Annotated in this window: 17 protein-coding genes; 12 read left to right on the plus strand and 5 right to left on the minus strand. The window is 73.2% G+C overall.

Annotation, left to right across the window (positions count from 1 at the left end):
• Nucleotides 1-31: 31 nt before the first annotated feature.
• Together ssuE and IF27_RS09325 are read right to left on the minus strand one after the other, a co-directional pair.
• Nucleotides 32-586: an NADPH-dependent FMN reductase gene (gene ssuE, locus IF27_RS09320; RefSeq protein WP_052848957.1), complete on the minus strand. Its 555-nt coding sequence runs from the start codon at nucleotides 584-586 to the stop codon at nucleotides 32-34.
• Between the two features lie 180 nt (nucleotides 587-766).
• Nucleotides 767-1,996 (minus strand): MFS transporter, encoded by a 1,230-nt coding sequence (locus tag IF27_RS09325; protein ID WP_052848958.1) that lies wholly within the window; start codon nucleotides 1,994-1,996, stop codon nucleotides 767-769.
• 112 nt (nucleotides 1,997-2,108) lie between these two features.
• Here IF27_RS09325 and IF27_RS09330 point away from each other — a divergent pair, with 112 nt between their 5' ends.
• The 3 genes from IF27_RS09330 (at nucleotide 2,109) to IF27_RS09340 (ending at nucleotide 4,929) form a co-directional block, all read left to right on the plus strand.
• Nucleotides 2,109-2,483 carry a hypothetical protein gene (locus tag IF27_RS09330; protein WP_052848959.1) on the plus strand — a complete coding sequence of 125 codons (375 nt, stop codon included), beginning with the start codon at nucleotides 2,109-2,111 and terminating at the stop codon, nucleotides 2,481-2,483.
• Nucleotides 2,484-2,587: 104 nt separating this feature from the next.
• Nucleotides 2,588-3,574, plus strand: coding sequence for a phosphotransferase family protein (locus IF27_RS09335; protein ID WP_052848960.1), 987 nt, complete (start codon nucleotides 2,588-2,590; stop codon nucleotides 3,572-3,574).
• On the plus strand, nucleotides 3,571-4,929 hold the full coding sequence (locus IF27_RS09340; protein ID WP_052848961.1) for an MATE family efflux transporter: 1,359 nt from the start codon (nucleotides 3,571-3,573) through the stop codon (nucleotides 4,927-4,929). The genes IF27_RS09335 and IF27_RS09340 overlap by 4 nt, the downstream gene beginning before the upstream one ends.
• Before the next feature lie 56 nt (nucleotides 4,930-4,985).
• Here IF27_RS09340 and IF27_RS09345 read toward each other — a convergent pair whose 3' ends face one another.
• On the minus strand, nucleotides 4,986-6,776 hold the full coding sequence (locus tag IF27_RS09345) for a beta-xylosidase (RefSeq protein ID WP_223290976.1): 1,791 nt from the start codon (nucleotides 6,774-6,776) through the stop codon (nucleotides 4,986-4,988).
• A gap of 359 nt (nucleotides 6,777-7,135) precedes the next feature.
• Between IF27_RS09345 and IF27_RS09350 the strand changes: the two genes are divergently transcribed.
• The 9 genes from IF27_RS09350 (at nucleotide 7,136) to IF27_RS09390 (ending at nucleotide 17,099) form a co-directional block, all read left to right on the plus strand.
• Nucleotides 7,136-8,146 (plus strand): LacI family DNA-binding transcriptional regulator, encoded by a 1,011-nt coding sequence (locus IF27_RS09350; protein ID WP_052848962.1) that lies wholly within the window; start codon nucleotides 7,136-7,138, stop codon nucleotides 8,144-8,146.
• Nucleotides 8,147-8,240: 94 nt separating this feature from the next.
• Nucleotides 8,241-9,497 (plus strand): sugar ABC transporter substrate-binding protein, encoded by a 1,257-nt coding sequence (locus IF27_RS09355; protein WP_052848963.1) that lies wholly within the window; start codon nucleotides 8,241-8,243, stop codon nucleotides 9,495-9,497.
• Between the two features lie 38 nt (nucleotides 9,498-9,535).
• Nucleotides 9,536-10,486 carry a carbohydrate ABC transporter permease gene (locus IF27_RS09360; protein ID WP_052848964.1) on the plus strand — a complete coding sequence of 317 codons (951 nt, stop codon included), beginning with the start codon at nucleotides 9,536-9,538 and terminating at the stop codon, nucleotides 10,484-10,486.
• Nucleotides 10,480-11,316, plus strand: a complete 837-nt coding sequence (locus IF27_RS09365) for a carbohydrate ABC transporter permease (protein WP_052848965.1) — start codon at nucleotides 10,480-10,482, stop codon at nucleotides 11,314-11,316. The genes IF27_RS09360 and IF27_RS09365 overlap by 7 nt, the downstream gene beginning before the upstream one ends.
• A gap of 82 nt (nucleotides 11,317-11,398) precedes the next feature.
• A complete protein-coding gene (locus IF27_RS09370) occupies nucleotides 11,399-13,417 on the plus strand; it encodes a glycoside hydrolase family 31 protein (RefSeq protein WP_052848966.1) in 2,019 nt (672 codons plus the stop codon).
• Between the two features lie 135 nt (nucleotides 13,418-13,552).
• Complete coding sequence (locus tag IF27_RS09375; RefSeq protein WP_052848967.1) at nucleotides 13,553-14,008, plus strand: PPC domain-containing DNA-binding protein; 456 nt, start codon at nucleotides 13,553-13,555, stop codon at nucleotides 14,006-14,008.
• A gap of 446 nt (nucleotides 14,009-14,454) precedes the next feature.
• Complete coding sequence (locus tag IF27_RS09380) at nucleotides 14,455-14,943, plus strand: MarR family winged helix-turn-helix transcriptional regulator (protein WP_052848968.1); 489 nt, start codon at nucleotides 14,455-14,457, stop codon at nucleotides 14,941-14,943.
• Between the two features lie 103 nt (nucleotides 14,944-15,046).
• Nucleotides 15,047-15,799: a class I SAM-dependent DNA methyltransferase gene (locus IF27_RS09385; protein ID WP_052848969.1), complete on the plus strand. Its 753-nt coding sequence runs from the start codon at nucleotides 15,047-15,049 to the stop codon at nucleotides 15,797-15,799.
• Nucleotides 15,800-15,917: 118 nt separating this feature from the next.
• A complete protein-coding gene (locus IF27_RS09390) occupies nucleotides 15,918-17,099 on the plus strand; it encodes a PP2C family protein-serine/threonine phosphatase (protein ID WP_052848970.1) in 1,182 nt (393 codons plus the stop codon).
• Between the two features lie 15 nt (nucleotides 17,100-17,114).
• On the opposite strand, the gene IF27_RS09395 is transcribed toward IF27_RS09390, so the two are convergent.
• On the minus strand, nucleotides 17,115-18,299 hold the full coding sequence (locus IF27_RS09395) for an MFS transporter (protein WP_110945715.1): 1,185 nt from the start codon (nucleotides 18,297-18,299) through the stop codon (nucleotides 17,115-17,117).
• 287 nt (nucleotides 18,300-18,586) lie between these two features.
• Nucleotides 18,587-19,702 carry a ferric reductase-like transmembrane domain-containing protein gene (locus tag IF27_RS09400; RefSeq protein WP_110945716.1) on the minus strand — a complete coding sequence of 372 codons (1,116 nt, stop codon included), beginning with the start codon at nucleotides 19,700-19,702 and terminating at the stop codon, nucleotides 18,587-18,589.
• Nucleotides 19,703-20,277 lie beyond the last annotated feature (575 nt).

The following is a 20,277-nucleotide window of genomic DNA, read 5'->3' on the forward strand; positions in this document are numbered from 1 at the left end:
CGTCAGCGGGGCGGCGGGCGGCGCCGTCCCGTCAGGCCGCGGCGGCGCGCTGGTAACCGGCGTGCAGCTGCGCCGAGAAGCCGTCCACGATCTCCTCAAGCGGCCCCGCCGTGGCCGCGTCCACCGTCACCGCGCCGTCCGCGCCGACCACGATGTCGCGGTCCAGCACGAACCAGCCCGGCGTGATGTGCGAGGCGCCCATGGACGACAGCACGGGCCGCAGCGCGTAGTCGATCGCCAGGACGTGCGCCGTCGTGCCGCCCGTCGCCAGCGGCAGCACCGTCTTGCCCGCGAACGCGTACTGCGGCAGCAGGTCGAGCAGCGACTTGAGCAGGCCCGAGTACGCGGCCTTGTAGACGGGCGTGCCGATCACCAGGCCGTCCACCCGCTCGATCAGCCGCGCGACCTCCAGGACCGCCGGATGCCGGACGTCCGCGCCCGTCAGGACCTCGGAGGGGAGGGAGCGCACGTCCAGCGGGATCACGTCGTGGCCCTGGAGCGTGAGCCGCGCGTCCAGGTGGCGCAGCAGGCGGGCCGTGCGGGAGGTGGGGGAGGGGCTGCCGGAGATGGACAGGACGACGGACATGCGTCACCTCGGTGTCTCGGTGGGCGGGTACGGGCCGTGTCCCGTCGCCGTGACGCGGACGGACGAACGGCCGGGAGCGGGCGGTCACGGGGACGTGCCGGGTGGCCTGGGGCCGCCGGTCACCCAGCCATGCTGGCAGCCGAACATTGACGGGACCCGTCCATCCGTGTCGGGCGTATGTCACCTGGGCGCGGCGGCTGCCTCCGGCACGTCCGCCGCCTTGGCCCTGCCCTCCAGCACCCCGGCCGCCAGAAGGATCACCAGACCGGCCAGCGGCACCGCCACCAGGCCCAGGCGGATCGACTCCGCGTCCGCGACCAGGCCGACCAGCGGCGGCGGCAGCAGGAAACCGATCCGCAGCAGGAACGCCGTCACCGTGATGCCCGCCCCCGGCCACAGGCCGGGCAGTTCGTCCGCCGCGTGGAACACCGCGGGGATCACCGTCGCGACGCCGAGGCCCACCAGCCCGAAGCCGACGACGGTGCCGGGCACCGAGGGCCACAGCAGCGCCGCGCCCATGCCCGCCGTGACCAGCGCCCCGCCGAGCCGCGCCGTCAGCCGGTCGCCGAGCCGCCGCACCACCCGGTCGCCCAGGAGGCGGCCGACCGTCTGCGCGCTCTGGAGCGAGACGAACGCGAGCCCGCCGACGAACGCGTTCGCCCCCAGCTCGTCCCGCAGGTACAGCGAGCCCCACGACGCGCTCGCGTCCTCGGCCGACGCGGCGGCGGCGCCGACCAGGCCGAGCAGCCCCAGGAAGCCGATCACCCGCAGCACGGGACGCGCGCCGCGCCCGGCACGTCCGGCCCCGCCGTCCCCGGCCGCCGTGCGCTCCGTGTCCTCGGCGCCCGGCAGCAGGAACGGCAGGGACACCACGGCGGCGGCGGCCGTCAGCGCGCCCGTCAGCGCGAGGTGCGCCGTGAGCGACAGGCCCGCCTGCGCCGCGCCCGCCCCGGCGAGGCCGCCCAGCACGGCTCCGATGCTCCACACGCCGTGGAACGAGTTGAGGATGGAACGGCCGTAGCGCCGCTGCACCCGCAGGCCGTGCGCGTTCATCGCGATGTCGGTGATCGCGTCCAGGCTCCCGGCGACGAACATGACGGCGCACAGCGCGCCGAAGCCGGGCACCACGCCGATCAGCACCACGTTGCCGCCCATCAACGCCAGCGTGACGACGGCGGGACGCGCCGAGCCGAAGCGCCGGATCAACGGGCTCGCCAGCAGGCCCACGAGCAGCGCGCCCAGCGGCATCGCGGCGATGGCCGTGCCCAGTTGGGCGTTGGACAGGTCGAGCCCGGCCTTGATCTCGGGGAAGCGGGGCACGACGTTCGCGAACACGAAGGCGTTGCCGAAGAAGAGGGCCGCCACCGCCACCCGTGCCCGCAGCGCCGTGTCGTCGGCCGTCGTCGCCATCCGCCTCTCCCGTCCCCGTCGTCCCGCCACGGTACGCGCAGCGGGCCTGGGGGCGGGAAGCTGTCCCCGTCCCGAGGGAGGACATCCTCTTCGCCGGAAGGAACCCGTATCGATGACGACCACCGTCTCCTTCGACACACCGGTGGCCGCCGAGGCGCTGCTGCGCGCGGCCGTCCTGTTCAAGTTCGACGGCGGCAGCGATGCAGAACCGTACGTGGGCAGCCCGCCGTACGCGCACGCCGTCCGGCGTCTGCTGGCTGCCGTGGCCGACGGGCACCGCGCGGCGGGCCGGGAGGGGACGGCGCGGCGCTGGCTCGACCTCTACCGGCTGGGCGGTCACGACGAACGGCTGCTGTTCGTGCGGGAGTTCGCGCGGCGTCACCCCGACTGGGACACGCTGGACGACGCGGCGCGGCGGGCCTGGGTCGAGACCGTCGCCGCCCCGTACACCGTCTCGGACGACGACCTGGCCCGTGTGAGCGCCTGACCGGCCGCGGTTCCGGAACCGGCGGGGTATGGCCGCGCCCGCCGACCGCCTGATAGATGTTCCGCGCGGACCCCCGAGCGGCCGAGGGAAGAGGGACCACAGGCGTGGAGAGCATCACGAAGAACCGGCAGACCCCGGACGTCCTGCGGGCGATGGTCGCGCGGGCGTACGGGCCCGGCCGCGTCCCGGAGGGCGAGGGCTGGGCCGAGGAGCTGGGGCACGGCTGGTTCAACGTCGCCTACCGCATCAGACTGCGGGACGGCGAGGAGGTCGTGCTGAAGATCGCCCCGCCGCCCGGCGTCGAGGTGATGACCTACGAGCGGGGCGCGATGCGCACGGAGCTGGCCACCATCGACCTGATACGCAAGCACACCTCGGTGCCCGTCCCCGCCGTGCATTTCGCCGACACGAGCCACGAACTGTGCGACGCCGACTACTTCTTCATGCCGTTCGTCCACGGCGACAACCTCGGGATCGTCGGCGGCGACCTGTCCGACGCCGCACGCGCCGCGTACATGGAGCAGCTCGGCGCGGCCAACCGCGAGCTGAACGGCATCAGGGGCGACGCGTTCGGCCCCCTGGCCGGTCCTGGCGACCCCAGCTGGCGGCGGGTGTTCACCGGCATGGTCGAGACGGTCCTGCGGGACGGCGAGCGGCGCGGCGTGGACCTCGGCCACGCCTACGACGAGGTGCGCGCCGTCCTCGCCGCGCACGCCGCGAGCCTCGACGAGGTGACCGAGCCGCGCCTCGTCGAATGGGACCTGTGGGACAGCAACGTCCTGATCCGCGACGGCCGGATCGCCTGCGTCATCGACCACGAACGCGCCTTCTGGGGCGACCCGTTGATCGAGGCGGGGTTCACCGCGACGCAGTCCGCCGCGTTCGGCGATTCCACCGCCTTCATGCGCGGCTACGGCCATGCCCCACTGACGGGCACGCAGACCGTACGCCGCCGCCTGTACTGCCTGCACCTCGTCCTGATCATGATCATCGAGACCGTCTACCGGGGCCACACGGACAGCGGCCAGTACGACTGGGCGCGCGAGCGGCTCACCGAGACCATGGGGCTGTTCGGCCGCGCCAGGCCATGAGGACGCGCACGGCCCCCGCCCCTGCCGACCCCGTCGCCCGCCTGGGCACCGCGCCGGTCGGGCCGCTGCTGTGGCGCACCTGCCTCCACACCACCGCCTCGGTCGGCATCTACGGCGTCTACGCCCTCACCAACGCCTGGTTCGTCGGGTACGCCGCCGGTGACACGGCCATGGCGGCCGTCAACCTGGTGACGCCCGTGCTGCTCCTGCTCGGCGCGGTGTCCACCACCGTCGGCGCCGGGGCGGCCTCCCTCATCTCCCGCGCCCTCGGCGCCGGGGACACCCGGGCCGCCGCCCGCGCGGCGGGCAACGCCTTCACCCTCTTCTGGGCCACGGCCGCCACCACGACCGTCCTCGGCCTGGCCTTCCTCGAACCCCTGCTGACGCTCCTGGGCGCCGAGGGCCCGCCGCGCGACGACGCCAGGGACTACGCGACCGTCCTGCTGTGCGGCGCGCTCGTCTCCACCGGCTTCTCCAGCCTCGTGCGCGCCGAGGGCCGCATCGGCTTCTCCACGCTCCTGTGGACCGTCGCGCTCGCCGTGCAGATCACCCTCGACCCGCTGCTGATCCTCGGCCTCGACATGGGCGTGCGGGGCGCCGCACTCGGCACGGTCGGCGGCCAGGCCGTCTCGACCGCCATGGGCCTGTGGTTCTTCTTCCTCCAGCGCCGCCGCCCCTACCGCGTCGCCCCCCGGGCGCTGCTCCCGCACGGCCCGACGCTCCGCGCCCTGCTGGCCGTCGGCCTCCCGTCCTTCCTGGCCGGTACGGGCGTCACGCTGCTCGCCGTCCTCGTCAACGTCACGCTGGCCGCGTCCGGAGCCGTGGCCGCCCTCGCCGCGTACGCCGTCTGCGCCCGCCTCCACACCTTCGCGCTGATGCCCCACACCGGCATCAGCCAGGGCATGCAGCCCCTCGTCGGCCACAACGCCGGGAGCGGGCTGGCCGAACGCGTCGAGCGCATCCGGCTGTTGGCCTTCCGCGGCTCGCTGCTCTACGGGCTGGTCACCGCGGCGGCCCTCGCGCTGCTCGCCGGTCCGCTCGCCGGGCTGTTCCTGGACGACCCCGCCACGGCCGCCGCCGCCCGGGACGCCCTGCGCATCACCGCGACCGGCCTGGCCGTCGCCGGGATCGCGCCGCTGACCGCCGCCTACTTCCAGGCGATCGGCCGCCCGAGGCCCGCGTACGTCCTGTCGATCGGCACGCTGCTCCTGCTGAAGGCGCCGCTCGTCGCCGCGCTCGGCACCACAGGCACCACCGGCGTGTGGATCGGCCTGGCCGCCGGGGAGATCACCTCGGCGGCCGTGGCCCTCCTCCTGCTGCGCCGGTACAACCTGTCACGCACCGGCGGGCGTTGACCGGTCCGCCCCCGCCCCCGCGGCTTCACGAGGGCGGGGGCGGGGGCGGGGAAGGCTCAGCGCGTCACGACGGCCCTGTCGAGCGCGATGTTCCCTCCGGAACTCGCCGGGTTGGTGCCCTGGGCCACCGTCACCACGGCCGTGTGCGGGCCCCTGGGCAGCACAGGGCTCGTCCAGACCGACGACGAAGCCTGCCGCGACGGCGCGTAGTTGTCGAGCAGCGTGGGCGTCGAACCGTCCACGCTGACGAGCATCCGCCCCTGGTCGCTGTCCCGCACCGCGTGCAGCGTCAGGCGCGTGCCGGTGAACCGCACGACCGCCGTCGAGCCCGGCGTGTAGCTCCAGTCGGCCGTGCCCTGGTACATGTCGCCGACCCCGTTGGTACGCCCCCAGCCGGGGCCGTACGAGAAGTCGGCCTCCCTGTCGGGAGCCGTGACCGACGCGTCGCCCGACACGGCGGGACCGGCCGGGGTCACCGTCACGAAGAAGGCGTCCTGCGCGGCCTGCCCTGCCAGCGAGACGTGCGCCGTGTCCGTCCCGGCGGGCAGCGTCTGCGTGGAGACGGTGACCGGCTGGCCGAGCGGCGACGCGTCGGGGATCCGCTGCACCGTCACCTGCACGCCGCCTGGCCCGGCGACACCGGCCGACGCGATCCCGTTGACGGTCAGGTCAACGGCCGGGGTGCCCCCCGACGAGTCGCCGACCAGCACACCGGCCCGGCCCCGCGCCCGGTCCACGGCCGCGACGGCGTCCGCCGCGCCCGAGGAGTCCACCCGGACGAGGTCGCCCGTCAGTTCTGCGTACGACCGGTACACCCACCACCGGCCGGTCGGCCGCAGCACGCCGTCGCCGCCGCGCACCAGCAGCCCGTCCAGCAGACCGGCCGCGCAGCACTCGTCCCAGATCGCGTGCGACGCCGAGTCGATCCCCGAGCGGGCGATCCGCGCGAGGTACCAGGCGGAGTACCCGGCGCGCTGCTCCGGCGCGTGGATGTACTCGTTCATCGTCAGCCCGACGCCCGTGATGCCGCGCTGGGCGAGCATCGACGCGGCGGTCTGCGTGTCGGCCACCGGGTCGTGGCTGAAGTGCCAGTTGAGGATGGTCGGCAGGGTCCCGGCCGCCTGGGTGTGGTCGAGGAACGGCGCGATGTTGTTCGGGCTGAAGTCCCACAGGGACGGGCCGACGATCTCCGCGTCCGGCACGACACGGCGCAACGTGCGCACCGCGCTGTCCCACATCCGGTAGTACTGCTCGGTGTTGAAGCCCGGAGGGAAGAACGCGCCCGCGGGCTCGTTCCAGATGTCGAAGCGCACGTCGAGGCCCGAGGCCGTCACGTCGCGCGCCACGCGCTCGACGAACGTCTCCCAGTTGGCGCAGTCGCCGTTGGTGCAGGGGTAGACGGTGTTCGGCGCCTGCGTGGTGTCCGCGCCCCACATGTCGCTGACGAGCAGGTCGTACGTGGCGTCGTACGGCGGAGTGCTGAGGCGGCGCGCCTGGTCGAGCGCCGACTCGATGCGCCGCTGGTAGCCGGCTCCCGCGGTGTAGCCGTCCCCGGCCCAGCCACCGCCGTCGAGACGGGCGCCGCCGCCCCGCGCCGAGCGCGGCGCCAGCGGGGCGAGCAGGCTGTCGTCAGGACCGCTGCCGTCCTCGGTCAGGCCGTAGAGGAAGCCGGAGCCCACGCCTTCCGCGGGCCCCTCGGAGTCGCCGAGATCGACGGTGATCGCCTGCGGCGCGGCGGCCTGCGCGGTGGTGGGGCCTGTCACGGCGACGGCCAGCGCGGTGGACAGCAGGGTGAGCAGAGTGGTGGTGACACGGAGTGATCGCTTTCTCGCTGATGGTCGCGGCAAGACGTCATCCCTTCCGGCGGCGCCCCGGCGAGGATGCGGGGGCGCACGAGTCGGGCCGCCATCGTGGGGCGGGGCCGCCGCGCGGTACGCGGCGGCGCGCCGTCCGTCCTGCCCGGCGGCTCTCGGGCAGGCGGTGTCGAACCGGTTCGCGAAGCGGTTCGATGTGAGAGTTAAGGGCCCGCCGGGAGGGCGGTCAAGAGGGATGACGGAACCGGTTCGACGGCCCGCGCGCCGCACCGCGACGGGCCCGGGGAAGTCCCCGGAAGAAGGGTTCCGCAGGGGTGTTGTGCATCCGGGGATGCGGTGCTAGGTTCCGTCGAACCGGTTCGACAGGCCGTTCGACGACGAGCGAGGGACAGATGGCGACCATCGGGGACGTGGCACGTGCGGCGGGTGTCTCCCGCAGCACCGTGTCCTACGCGCTCTCCGGCAAGCGCGCCATCTCGGACGAGACCCGCCGCCGCATCGAGCACGCCATCGCCGCCCTCGGCTTCACCCCCAACGCCGGGGCGCAGGCGCTCGCGACGTCGCGGACCAAGGTCATCGGCCTCATGCTGCACTTCCACGAGGACGAGTTCGCCCCCGCCGTGCTCCAGTACCTGCTGCCCATCTCGGACACGGCCCGCGACCTGGGCTACGACATCCTGATGGTCACGGACGAGGACGGGCCGCAGGCGCTCCGGCGCATCACCCAGACCGGCATGGTGGACGGCGTCGTCCTCCTGGACGTGACGCACGACGACCCCCGCCTCGAACCGCTGCGCGCCTCGGGCAAGCCGGGCGTGCTGGTCGGCCTGCCGAACGACCCCGCGGGCCTCGACGTGTTCGACCTCGACTTCGCCGCCGCCGCGCGCGTCCTCCTCGACCACCTGCACGGGCTCGGCCACCGCCGGATCATCCTGATCACCCCGGCGCAGGAGGTCTTCGAGCGGGGCGTCTCCTACAGCTGGCGCTTCCGCGACGCGGCCGTCGCCCACGCCGCGCGCCTCGGCGTCGAGGTCCACCCGCACTACGGCGAGAACGAGCAGCCCTCCAGCGGGCGCGCCCTGCGCGCCGTCCTGGACGCGCACCCCGACGCCACCGCGCTGATCGTCCACAACGACGGTTCCGCCGCGCCGCTGCCGATGACGCTGCACGGGCACGGCGTGCACGTGCCGGAGCGCCTGTCGGTCGTCAGCCTCTACTCGCAGGCGTTCGGCCGCGCGTTCTCCCTGCCGTACACGGCGGTGGACACCTCGCCCGCCGAGCTGGGCCGCCTGGCGATCCATCAGCTCATCACGCGCATCCAGGACGGTGAACGGGCGGGCCCCCACCGGGTCCACCTGGCCACCCCCCACCTCACCGACCGGGCGAGCACCGCCCGCGTCTGAAGCCCCACCGCACCGGAGGAGCCGCCGGCCCACCCCTGGCCGTCGAACCGGTTCGACACCACCCGCACCACGAACGTTCGGAGACAACGCAGTCATGAGACACCACACCCTCCGCTCCGCCGGAGCGACCGCCCTCGCCCTCGGCGTGCTCACGGGCGTCACCGCCTGCTCCGGGTCCGACTCCGACTCCGGGTCGGACTCCGACGCCTCGGGCGGCACCTTCACGTTCTGGGACCCCTACCCGCAGTGGGACGAGGACACCGCCTGGGGCCAGCAGGTCGAGCACTGCGCCGAGCAGACGGGCGTCCGCATCGACCGCACCGGCTACGACACCTCCGACCTCACCACCCAGGCGCTCCTCGCCGGGCAGCAGGGCAACTCGCCCGACATCATCGTGCTGGACAACCCGGTCGTCTCCACCCTCGCCGAGGCCGGTCTCCTCTCGACCACCGAGGACCTGGGCCTGGACACCTCGGGATTCGCCGAGAACCTGATGGCCGCGGGCGAGATCGACGGCGCGTCCTACGGCGTCCCGATCGGCGCCAACACCACGGCCCTGTACTACAACGCCACCGTCCTCGCCGACGCCGGTGTCGATCCCGCCTCGGTCACCGACTGGCAGTCCCTCACCGACGCGCTGGAGCAGGTCACCGCCGCCGGGCACAAGGGCATCACCTTCGCCGGCATCGGCACCGAGGAGGGCTCCTTCCAGTTCCTGCCGTGGCTGTGGGGCTCGGGCGCCGACCTGCACGACATCGCCTCGCCCGAGGCCGTCTCCGCGCTGGAGCTGTGGAAGGGCTGGCTGGACGACGGCTACGCGCCCAACTCCGTGATCAGCAACACCCAGGAGGTCAGCTGGCAGGAGTTCGCGACCGGCGACTACGCCTTCGCGCAGAACGGCACCTGGCAGCTCGCCGCGGCCGACGAGTCCGGCATCGACTACGGCGTCCTCACCATCCCGTCCGCCGCGGGCGGCCCCGCCCCCGCCGCGACCGGCGGCGAGTTCGTCACCGCGCCGGTGCAGACCGACACCGACCGGTACGAGACCACCACGCAGATCATCGACTGCCTGGTGAGCGCCGACAACCTGCTCGCCACCGACACGGCGCTGTCCTACGTCGCCCCGATCGAGGACCTGCGCGAGCAGCAGGTGCAGGACAACCCGGGCCTGGCCCCGTGGGTCGAGGCCGTCAGCGCCGCCCGTGGCCGCACCACCGACCTCGGCACGGACTACCCGGTGATCTCCGAGCAGCTGTGGAACGCCGTGCAGAACGCGCTCTCCGGCAGCCAGAGCCCGCAGGACGCGCTCGAAGCCGCCCAGCAGGCCGCGGAGTCGGGCCTCGGCAACTGACGGCGGGGCACGACGGCGCACGACAGCGAGGAAGACCGATGACAGCCGTACCGACCACCGGCGGGTGGCGCAACAGGCAGGGGGACGGGCCGCGGCGCCGCCGCACGCCCTCGGGGACGGGCGTGATCGCCTGGTGCTTCCTGGCACCCCTGGTGATCTACCTGGTGACGTTCTACGCGTACCCGCTCTACCGCAACATCGAGCTGAGCTTCAAGGACTACACCGTCGCGTCCTTCGTCCAGGGCAACGCCCCGTTCGTCGGCTGGGACAACTTCACCGAGGTGTTCGAAAGCCCGACGCTCGGCCCGGCGCTGCGGAACACGCTGGTCTTCACCCTGGCGTCACTGGTCTTCCAGTACGGCATCGGGCTGGCGCTCGCGGTGTTCTTCCAGAAGAACTTCCGCCTCGCGGGGACACTGCGGGCGCTCTTCCTCGTCCCCTGGCTGCTGCCGCTGATCGTGTCCGGGTCCGTGTGGTCCTGGATGATGAACAGCGAGTCGGGGGTGGTCAACGCCGCCCTGGAGGCGTTCGGGATCGGCCAGATCAACTGGCTGACGTCCCCCCACTGGTCGCTGGTCGCGGTGATCGTCGCGAACATCTGGATCGGCGTCCCGTTCAACCTGGTCCTCCTCTACAGCGGCCTCCAGAACATCCCGCCCGAGCTGTACGAGGCGGCGTCGCTCGACGGCGCGTCCACGTGGCAGCAGTTCCGGCGGATCACGTTCCCGCTGCTGCGCCCGGTCTCGGCGATCACCGTGCTCCTCGGACTCGTCTACACCCTCAAGGTGTTCGACATCATCTGGATCATGACGCGGGGCGGCCCCGGCACGTCGTCCACCACGCTGTCCACCTGGTCGTACGAGCTGGGATTCGGCTCCCTGCTCCCGCACTTCGGCCCCGGCGCCGCCGTGGGCAACCTGCTCATCGTCATCGCGCTCGTCTTCGGACTCATCTACATCCGCGTGCAGAAGCGCCAGGAGGAATGGTGACCACGCCGACCAAGAAGAAGCGTTCCTCCGGGTGGCGGACCCTGGTCGGCGTCGTGCTGACGGCGATCATGCTCTTCCCCGTCTACTGGATGGTCAACGTCTCGCTGACCAGGACGCAGGACATGCGCAAGGACCCGCCGAACTGGTTCCCCGTGGACCCCACGTTCGAGGGCTACACGGCGGTCTTCGACGACCAACTGCCGTACCTGCGCACCAGCCTGCTGATCGGCTTCGGCACCGTGGCGCTGACCCTGCTGATAGCGGCGCCCGCCGGATACGCGCTCGCCAAGCTGCGCCCGCGCGGCGGCGGCGCGCTGAGCTTCGTGCTGCTGATCGCCCAGATGATCCCGGGCATCATCATGGCGATGGGCTTCTACGGCATCTTCCTCAACCTGGGGATCCTGAACTCCTGGTGGGGCCTGATCGTCGCGGACTCGACGATCGCCGTGCCGTTCGGCGTGCTCATCTTCACGGCGTTCATGGCGGGCATCCCGCAGGAGCTGATCTCGGCGGCGAAGATCGACGGCGCGGGCCCCTGGCGGACCTTCCGCTCGGTGATCCTGCCGGTCAGCAGGAACGCGATGGTGACGGTGTCGCTGTTCGCCTTCCTGTGGGCCTGGTCCGACTTCATCTTCGCGAGCACCCTCGACGGCGGCGGCGACAGCCAGCCCATCACCCTGGGCATCTACCGCTACATCGGCAACAACAACCAGGAGTGGAACTCGATCATGGCCACGGCCGTGGTCGCCTCCGTCCCGGCCGCCGTGCTCCTGGTCGTCGCGCAGCGCTACGTCGCCGCGGGCGTCACCGCAGGGGCCGTCAAGAACTGACCACGGGTCACCCCTTCGCCTTCCAGAGGCGGCACGACGCCGTGCCGTCCGTTCCACCACGCACACGTTCGGAGAAAGTTCCGTGGTCACCTTCCGTACCACCGACGGCGTCCTAGAGGTCGCCCATCGGCACGAGGTCCTGCGCATCGCCGCCTGGGGGGCGGACAGCGTCCGGGTCAGGGCCGCGCAGTACCGGATACCGGCCGAGAGCAACGGCGCGCTGGACGACGCCCCGCCGCCCGGCGGCGCCCCCGTCGTCACCGCGGGCAAGGACCACGCCACGCTCGTCAACGGCGACCTGACCGTCACCGTCACGCACGACACGTCGGCCGCCTACCCCGAGCCGCTGCTCACCTTCAGCAGGACCTCCACCGGCGAGACGCTGCTCGCCGAGCGGCGCCAGCACTACTGGCTGCCGGGCGCCCGCTCCTACGAGGGCAACCGCTCCGGCGCGTACGCGCTCACCTCGCAGTTCGCGGCGTACGACGGCGAACGGCTCTACGGCCTCGGGCAGCGCACGCACGGCCGCCTCGACGTCAAGGGCCTCGGCCTCGACCTCGTGCAGCGCAACGCGGAGGTCAACATCCCGTTCGTGCTCTCCAGCCGGGGCTACGGCTTCCTGTGGAACGTGCCCGCCGTCGGGCGCGTGGAGTTCGGCGACGACGCGACCCGCTGGCACGCCGGGCAGGCCCGTGAGATCGACTACTGGGTCACCGCCGCCGCCACACCGCGCGGCATCCTCGGCCGCTACGCGGACGCCACCGGCCACAGCCCCGAACTCCCCGAGTGGGCCAGCGGGTTCTGGCAGTGCAAGCTGCGCTACCTCGACCAGGAGGAACTGCTCGGCGTCGCCCGCGAGCACAAGCGGCGCGGCCTGCCGATGTCGGTGATCGTCGCCGACTACTTCCACTGGCCCGCGATGGGCGACTACGCCTTCGACCCCGCCGAGTGGCCCGACCCGCGCGCGATGACGGACGAACTGGCCGCGCTGGGCATCAAGCTGATGGTGTCGATCTGGCCGACGGTCTCGCCGCTGTCCGCGCACTTCGCCGAGTACCGCGACCGCGGCCTGCTCACCGGCACCGACCAGGGCGTCGAGGTGCACCAGCTCATCCAGGACAAGGGCATGGCCACCCCCATGCCCGTCTCGTTCTACGACCCGACCAACCCGGAGACCCGCGCGTTCGTCTGGGACCTGGTGCGCCGCAACTACCTCGACCACGGCATCGACGTCTTCTGGCTCGACGCCTCGGAGCCCGAGCTGGCCCCCGCGCACCCGGGCAACCTGGCGTTCTACTCCGGCCCCGGCGCCGAGGTCGCCAACATCTACCCGCGCGACAACGCCCGCCTGTTCGCCGAGGGCATGGCCGCCGCCGGGCGCGAGCCGACCGTGCTGCTCAGCCGCTCGGCGTGGGCCGGTTCGCAGAAGTACGGCGCGGCCGTGTGGTCGGGCGACATCCCGGCGACCTGGGAGTCCCTGGCGGTCCAGGTACGGGCCGGGCTCGGCGTCGCCGTGTCGGGCATCCCGTGGTGGACCACCGACATCGGCGGCTTCCACGGCGGCGACTCCACCGACCCCGCCTACCAGGAACTGATGATCCGCTGGTTCCAGTACGGCGTGTTCTGCCCGCTGTTCCGCCTGCACGGCGACCGCGAGCCGCGCACGCCCACCGGCTTCACGCAGACCGGCGGGCCCAACGAGGTCTGGTCCTACGGGGAGCGCGCGTACGGGATCATCGCCGAGCAGCTGCGGCTGCGCGAGCGGCTGCGCCCGTACATCCAGGAGCAGATGCGGGTGGCCGCCGCGGACGGGGTGCCGCCGATGCGCCCGCTGTTCGTGGACTTCCCCGACGACCCGGCCGCCTGGGAGACCGAGGACCAGTTCATGTTCGGCCCCGACATCCTGGTCGCCCCCGTCACCGAGCCGGGCGCGACCTCGCGGACGGTGCGGCTGCCGCTGGGCCGTACCTGGACCGACGCGTGGACCGGCGAGGTCCACGCGGGCGGCACGACCCTGACCGTCGCCACGCCGATCGAGCGGATACCCGTCTTCACCACCGAGGGCGCGGGCCTCCCGCTGCTCCCGCCTGACGCGGACTGACGCCACCGGGCGGGGCGGGGCTGTCGCGCGGCCCCGCCCCGCCCCGCCCCGTCCGGCCGCGCCCGCCGTGCGCGGCGCCGGTGCCCGCCCTACGGTGGCGGGACGGACCGGTGGGTCCCGGAAGGCGAGGACCGGATGCGGACGAGGAAGCTCTACGAGGGCGGCGGACTGCGGACGTTCGTCCTCGTCCTGGACAAGGGGGACGAGGCGTTCGCGGAGATCTCCGCGTTCGCCCGCGCGGAGCGCGTGACCGGCGCGGGGCTCACGGCGGTCGGCGGCTGCCGCGAGGTGACGCTCGGCTACTTCGACCCGGAGATCACCGGCTACCGCAGCACGTCGTTCGCGGAACAGATGGAAGTGCTCTCGCTCGTCGGCGACATCGCCACGCAGGACGACGAACCGGCCCTGCACGCCCACCTGGTGCTCGGGCGCAAGGACTCCTCGGCGATCGGCGGCCACCTGGAGCGGGCCGTCGTGTTCCCGACGCTTGAGGTCGTCCTCACCGAGACGCCCGCCCACCTGCGCAAGCGCGTCGATCAGGGGACGGGTCTCGCGCTCATCGCCCCCGACGCGTCCTCGGGCCCCGCCTGACCCTGCTTCACGCGCCCGCCGAAGGGCCGTTGACGTTGCGCGACCGCACCCTTAGCATCGCCGATGGTCGATGATGCACATCGTAGAGGTCATCGATGATCGGCGGGGAGGGCCCATGCCGGGGAGGGCCTGAACCGGCGCACCGGCCTCGACCGCGCCACCGCTCCCTCCTCGCGCCGCTCGCAGACGGCCCCCGCGCCGTCGCCCTCGTGCCCTCCGCCCTCGGCACCGCCTCCCACCCGGGACCGGCAGGGGAAGCCCTCGCCGCCCCGGGCACGGACCCCCGTCCCGTACGCGACCGACCCTCGCGGGCACGTACGGGACGGGCCCCGGGGGGCTGCCGTCCGCCCAGGTCCGCGCGTTAAGCTCGACGCGGACCCCAGGCCCCCACCGCCCCCGGCGGGCGCGTGCGGACCGCAGCGCGAGCGAAGGAAGGACCCGTCACCGTGGTCTCCAACAGCCGTCCCGCCCCTCCCGCGACCGCGACAGGGCCCGGCTTCCCCCTCGCGGACCACACCGGCTACCTCCTCCACAAGGCGGGCGTCCTGCTGCTCCAGCACGCCGAACGCGCCATGGAACCGCTGGGCCTGCGCGCCCGCCCGTACTACGTGCTCGCCGCCCTCAAGGACAACAGCGCCCTGTCCCAGCAGGACCTCAGCCGCCTGCTCTCCCTCGACCCGACCACCATGGTCGCGGTCGTGGACGACCTGGAGCGCCGCGGCCTCGTCGAGCGCCGCCGCGACACCGCCGACCGCCGCCGCTACCGCGTCGGGCTGACCGGCGCGGGCCGCGACCTCCTCGCCCGCGCCGACCGCGCCGTCTCGACGGCCGAGGACGAGTTCTTCCAGGACCTCACCCCCGGGCAGCGCGGTGCCGTGCACGACGCGCTCGGCACCCTCCTCGTCCACCGGCGCCCCGACGAGGTCTGCGGCTGACCCGGCCGCCCCCGCGCGGGAACTCCCCGGCCGCCCCGGCCGACGTGTGGGGTGTGCCGGTGCCGCACCACGGCCACCGGACCGACCCCCGGGAGGAATCCGCGTGGAGAACCACGGCCCCGAGACCTACGGCGAGCTGAACGCCGACGTCTACGACGAGTGGCACCCGATCGACCCCACCGACGCCGTCCGGTTCCTCGCCGGGCTGATCGACGAGGGCCCGGCGGGCCCGGTCCTCGAACTGGCCGTCGGCACCGGCAGGGTGACGCTCCCGCTGGCCGCGCTCGGCGTCGATCTGCACGGCATCGACGCGTCCGAGGCGATGGTGGCGCGCATGCGCGCCAAGCCGGGCGGCGACCGCGTCCCGGTCACCATCGGCGACATGGCCGACGTCGCCCCCGACAGCGCCGACCGGTTCGCGCTGGTCTTCGTGGTCTTCTCCACCTTCTTCTTCCTGATGACGCAGGACGAACAGGTCCGCTGCTTCGAGAACGTCGCGGCGCGCCTGCTGCCCGGCGGCCGGTTCGTCCTGGAGTGCCCGATGCCCGACCTCGCGCGCTACCGCGACCAGCGGGTCGAGACGCACCAGGTGGGCCTGGAGCACGTACGGCTGACGGCCGTCAGGCACGACCCCGTGGAGCAGCGCTTGGAGGGCCAGCACGTGCTCATCACCGAGAAGGGCATCAGGCTGGCGCCCGCCTTCCTGCGCTACGCCTGGCCGAGCGAGCTGGACCTGATGGCCCGTCTGGCGGGCCTCACGCGCGTCGGCCGGTGGGGCGGCTGGCGGCAGGAGCCGTTCCGTGCGGAGGGCACCTACGTCACCGTCTACGAGAAGCCCGCCGCGCCCACCCCCTGAGCCGCCCCCGGGGAGGGGATTCGGGCGCGCGTCGGCGTAGCGACCGGCATCGGACGGCCCGCCCTGTGATGCTGTCGGTGTCACAGGGCGAGGAGCGTAGGGACCGGGAGAGGCCGCGATGGTGCACGAGCAGCTCGGAGCGGACGACGTCCTCGCGGCGGCGGAGGCCGCCGCACCTGCGGAGTCCGTCGATGTCGTGGCCCGGACCCTGCGGCACCGGCTCGGCGCGAGCGCCGTCTCCTTCCTCTTCGTGGACATTCTCGGCCGCCGCATGGTGCGCGTCACCGAGGGCGCCATGGCCAGGCGCGGCAGGAGCGCCCAGCAGATCCCCCTGGCGGGGAGCGACTACGAACAGGTCCTGCGCACCCAGCGGCTCACGCGCGCCACGGACGGAGAGGGACGTGAACGGGTGCTCGCCCCCGTCACCAACCGGGGGGACACCCTCGGCGTCCTGGAGCTGACCCTGCCGCACGCCGGGCCCGACGCGATGGAGCAGATCCGCCGCACGGCCCGCGCGCTGGCGTACGTCATCGTCACCAACCGCCGCTTCACCGACCTTTACCACTGGGGGCGGCGCACGACGCCCGTGACGCTCGCCGCCGAGATCCAGCACCAGCTGCTGCCCTCGCCCACCGGCTGCGACGCCCCGCAGTTCTCGCTGGCCGCCGCCCTCGTGCCCGCCGAGAGCGTCGGCGGCGACACGTACGACTACAGCCTCGACGAGGACACCCTGCACGTCTCCGTCACCGACGCCATGGGCCACGACATCAACGCCGCCCTGCTCGCCACCGTCGTGGTGAACGCCTCGCGCGGCGCCCGCCGCGACGGCTGCGACCTGGCGGAACAGGCCCTGCGCACCCACCGCGCCATGCTCGCCCACGGCCGGGGCGCCCTGACCACCGGCCAGCTGCTGCGCGTCGCCCTCGACGGCGGCGGCGCACTGCTCGTCAACGCGGGGCATCCCTGGCCGCTGCGGCTGCGCGCGGACGCCGTGGAGGAGATCGGCCTCGACGTCAACCTGCCCTTCGGCGTCCCCTCGCCCGTCCCGTACCGCGTCCAGGAGGTCGAGCTGCGCCCCGGCGACCGCCTCGTGTTCTACACCGACGGGATGCGCGAGCGGCGCGCCGGGCGGGTGGACCTGCCCGCCCTCGTCCGGGAGACGGCCGCCCTGCATCCGCGTGAGGCGGTGCAGGCCCTGACGACGGCGGTGGCCGACGCCAGCGGCGGCCGGTTGCAGGACGACGCCACCGTCCTGTGCCTGGACTGGCACGGCCCCGACGACGCCCACCCCTCGGGCTGAGGGCGGCCCGGCGGGTCACCGCCGCCGCGCGCCGCGCGCCACCAGCAGGGCGAGCGGTGGGAGGACGGCGCACTGCGCGGCGACGGCCAGCCAGAACCCCGGCAGCCACCCCGCCTGTTCGAACGCCCCGTACAGCGCGCCGCCGACCACGCCGCTCAGCAGCGCGCCCACGCCGACCGCAAGACGCTGCTGGCCGAAGGTCACCGTGACCGAGCGGCGCGAACGGGCCAGGGCCTCCAGGTCGTTCTTCAGGAACAGCACGGCCGTACCGGCGCTCATCGCCACCGCCCCGGCCGCCACCGCGACCGGCCGCCCGGCGGCGAACGCCGTCATCCCCACGGCCATGCAGGCGAAGCCGACCCCGATCGCGGCCGTGTACGTGACCTCGCCGATCCGGCGGGCCAGCAGCGGCTGGAGCAGGGCGAGGCCGAGCGAGTACCCCGTCATGACGAGGCCGAGGACGGCGGCGGGGAGCCGGTCCTCCGTGTACAGCGCGAGGTATTGGTAGAACTGCATGTACAGGTAGTGGGTGAGCACGGTCACCGCGAACGGCACGCGCGCCAGGCCGCGCAGCACCCGCCGGAACGGTTCGACGGCGGTCCCCTCGGCGGCCGTACGCTCCCGCCGCAGGAGGCGGTGACCGACCGTCAGCACTGCGTACAGGCCCGTGTTGAGGGCGAACAGCGGCCCCGGGTCGTCGCGGAACAGGGCGCCGACGACCGGGCCCACGGCGATGCCGAGGTTCCCGGCCGCGCTGCCCGCCGACACCAGGCGCGGGCGCTGCGCGGCCGTCGCCGACTGCACCAGGTAGCCACGGTAGGCGGGGGAGTAGAGCGCCCCCGCGCCGCAGCTGAGGAGCAGCGCCAGCACCGTCAGCGCGGGCGCGCCCGCCGCGACCAGGTACGTCAGCGCGCCGAGGCAGTACAGGCAGGTGGCGAGGACCAACGTCCGCCGCAGCCCTGCGCGTTCGGCGAACGCCGCCGTGAAAGGCGCGCTCGCGAACTGCGCCAGCGTCGCCACGCCGAGGACGACGCCGACCCCGGCCATCCCGACGCCGAGCCGGTCCCGCAGCAGCACGGCGAGGTAGGGGTAGACGGCGAAGGTGCCGATGTTGACGAGGAAGCCGCCGACGAGCAGGGCGACCTGGTCGGGGCCGAGGCGCGCGCGGACGCGGGCGGGGGGCGTCACCCGTGTGCGCATCGGCCCGATCTCCCGTCTCTCCCACGGTGCCCGCGGAGCTAAGCGGGCCCGGCACACCACTTGTCGTCCGCAGGGCTTTGAAAGTTCCCGCCCTTTTCCCCTTCGCCGCCGCGGGGAAAGCAGTGGGGAATCCGCGGGAACTTTTCCGTGCTCACGCGCGACGCAGAAAAGGCGAAGCGCCGCGCGAGGCGGCCAATTCGCGGCGGCGGCGGGGGAGATGGCCGCGGAATTGCCGCGTCACCGGGAACCAGGAGGCTCCCGGTGACGACGAGCGGGACGGCGGGGCGTCAGGATTTCTCCGACACCTCGGCCGGGCGTTCCTTCGCGGGGGCGGCGCGGCGCGGCCCGCCGGTGGGCCGGGGCCGCAGCCGCACGATGACGGCGACGACCGCCAGCGTGAACAGCAGCAGACCGCCCCACAGGACCCACTGGTCCGGCCACGGCGGCGCGGAGGCGCCGTCCCTGGGCCGTCCGCCGTCCACGCCGGTGACGATCACGACGACCAGCCCGACGAGCGTGGCCGCCACCACGAGCCTGCCGACCAGGCGGGCGGAGACCGGCACGGCGCGGTCGCGGCGGTCCTGACCGCGCAGCGTGAGCCGTTCGCCCGGCCGCGCCGGGGCCATCAGGCGGGCGAGGAGCAGGGCGGCGATCGGGATCTGCAACGCCCAGACGAGCGTGCGGAACGGGCCGTCGAACCATGCCTGGCTGCTGTACAGCAGCGTGTGCCAGGCGCTGAGGATGTAGACGACGATGACGAAGCGGTGCAGGGCCAGCCACATCCGCGCCCCGGTGCGGTGGCGCAGGTAGAAGGCGAGGCCGAGCGGTATCGCCAGGTAGAGGGCCAGCAGGCCCACGAGGATGGCGACGCGGCCGGTGCCGGTGGCGTAGCCGCCCGGCACGAAGACGTCCACGAACGCGGTCCACGTGCTGCGGGCGAACGACCAGCGCGTCTGGTTGTCCCTGACCTGGTCGGTGAAGAAGAACAGGGCGTGCATGAACATCAGCCCGATGGTCGTCAGGCTGGTGGTGCGGTGCAGCTTCTCCAGCCGGGAGGCGGGCAGCCAGTTCCAGCGGGGGCGTGGCCCCGACCGCATCAGGCCGAGGATCACGGTGCCGTACGCCCACAGCATCGCCGACCAGCCGAACGCCTGGCACATCCAGTACATCCAGAACGTGTCGGCGTCCGCCATCATCGGCATGATCTGGACGGTGGCCGACGAGCCGTTCTGCACGCGCTCGTAGAGCAGCCAGTAGATGAGGCCGGTGAGCACCAGGGCGAGGGAGGCGTCGGGGATCGCGCCGCGCAGATCGGCCCGGAAACCGGTCCAGTCGAAAAGGCGGTCCCGGCGTTCCCGACCCTGCCGTGGGGGAGGCACCGCCGTACCGGAGACCTTTGCCATCACGCAACTCCCATTTCCCTTAGGGCTGTCGGCGGGTCGCCGAGGGATACGGCCCGCGGCGACATCGTCGGTCACGCGCCCCGTGCCCTGGAGGGTAACGACGATTTACCCCCCGGGGAAGAGATTGTTTCCGTTCCGGATTCGGCTCGCCCCGGTACCGGGAAACTCCTATCCCGCGCGCGGGAAAAGGCGAAGAAATGCGCGGGCGCCGGGAACTCGGCGGGCCGTCCGCGCGACGCGCGCGCCCCGTGCCCGCGGGATGGCCGGGGGCCGGGGCCGGTTGTCCTGCGAATCGGAGTGTGCGACAGTGACAACCGTTCGATTCGACGGTCGGCTGACGGTCAGATCCTCACCGGAAACGGTCGGTTGACGGTCAGTATCGGGGAGTATCCGATCGTCGGAACGGGCATGTGGTGCCATGCCGTGGGGGAAGCCGGTCGAAATCCGGCACTGTCCCGCAACCGTGGGCATCCCGCCGTCCTGCGGCGGGGTGCGAGTCGGATCGCCCGCGGCCTGGTGACGCTTCGTCGGAACTCCGTCGTGGACTGCGGACAGCGAAGTCGCCCGGCCGCCCC

This window comes from Streptomyces avicenniae, assembly GCF_000719135.1.
In the GTDB taxonomy this organism is placed as follows: domain Bacteria; phylum Actinomycetota; class Actinomycetes; order Streptomycetales; family Streptomycetaceae; genus Streptomyces; species Streptomyces avicenniae.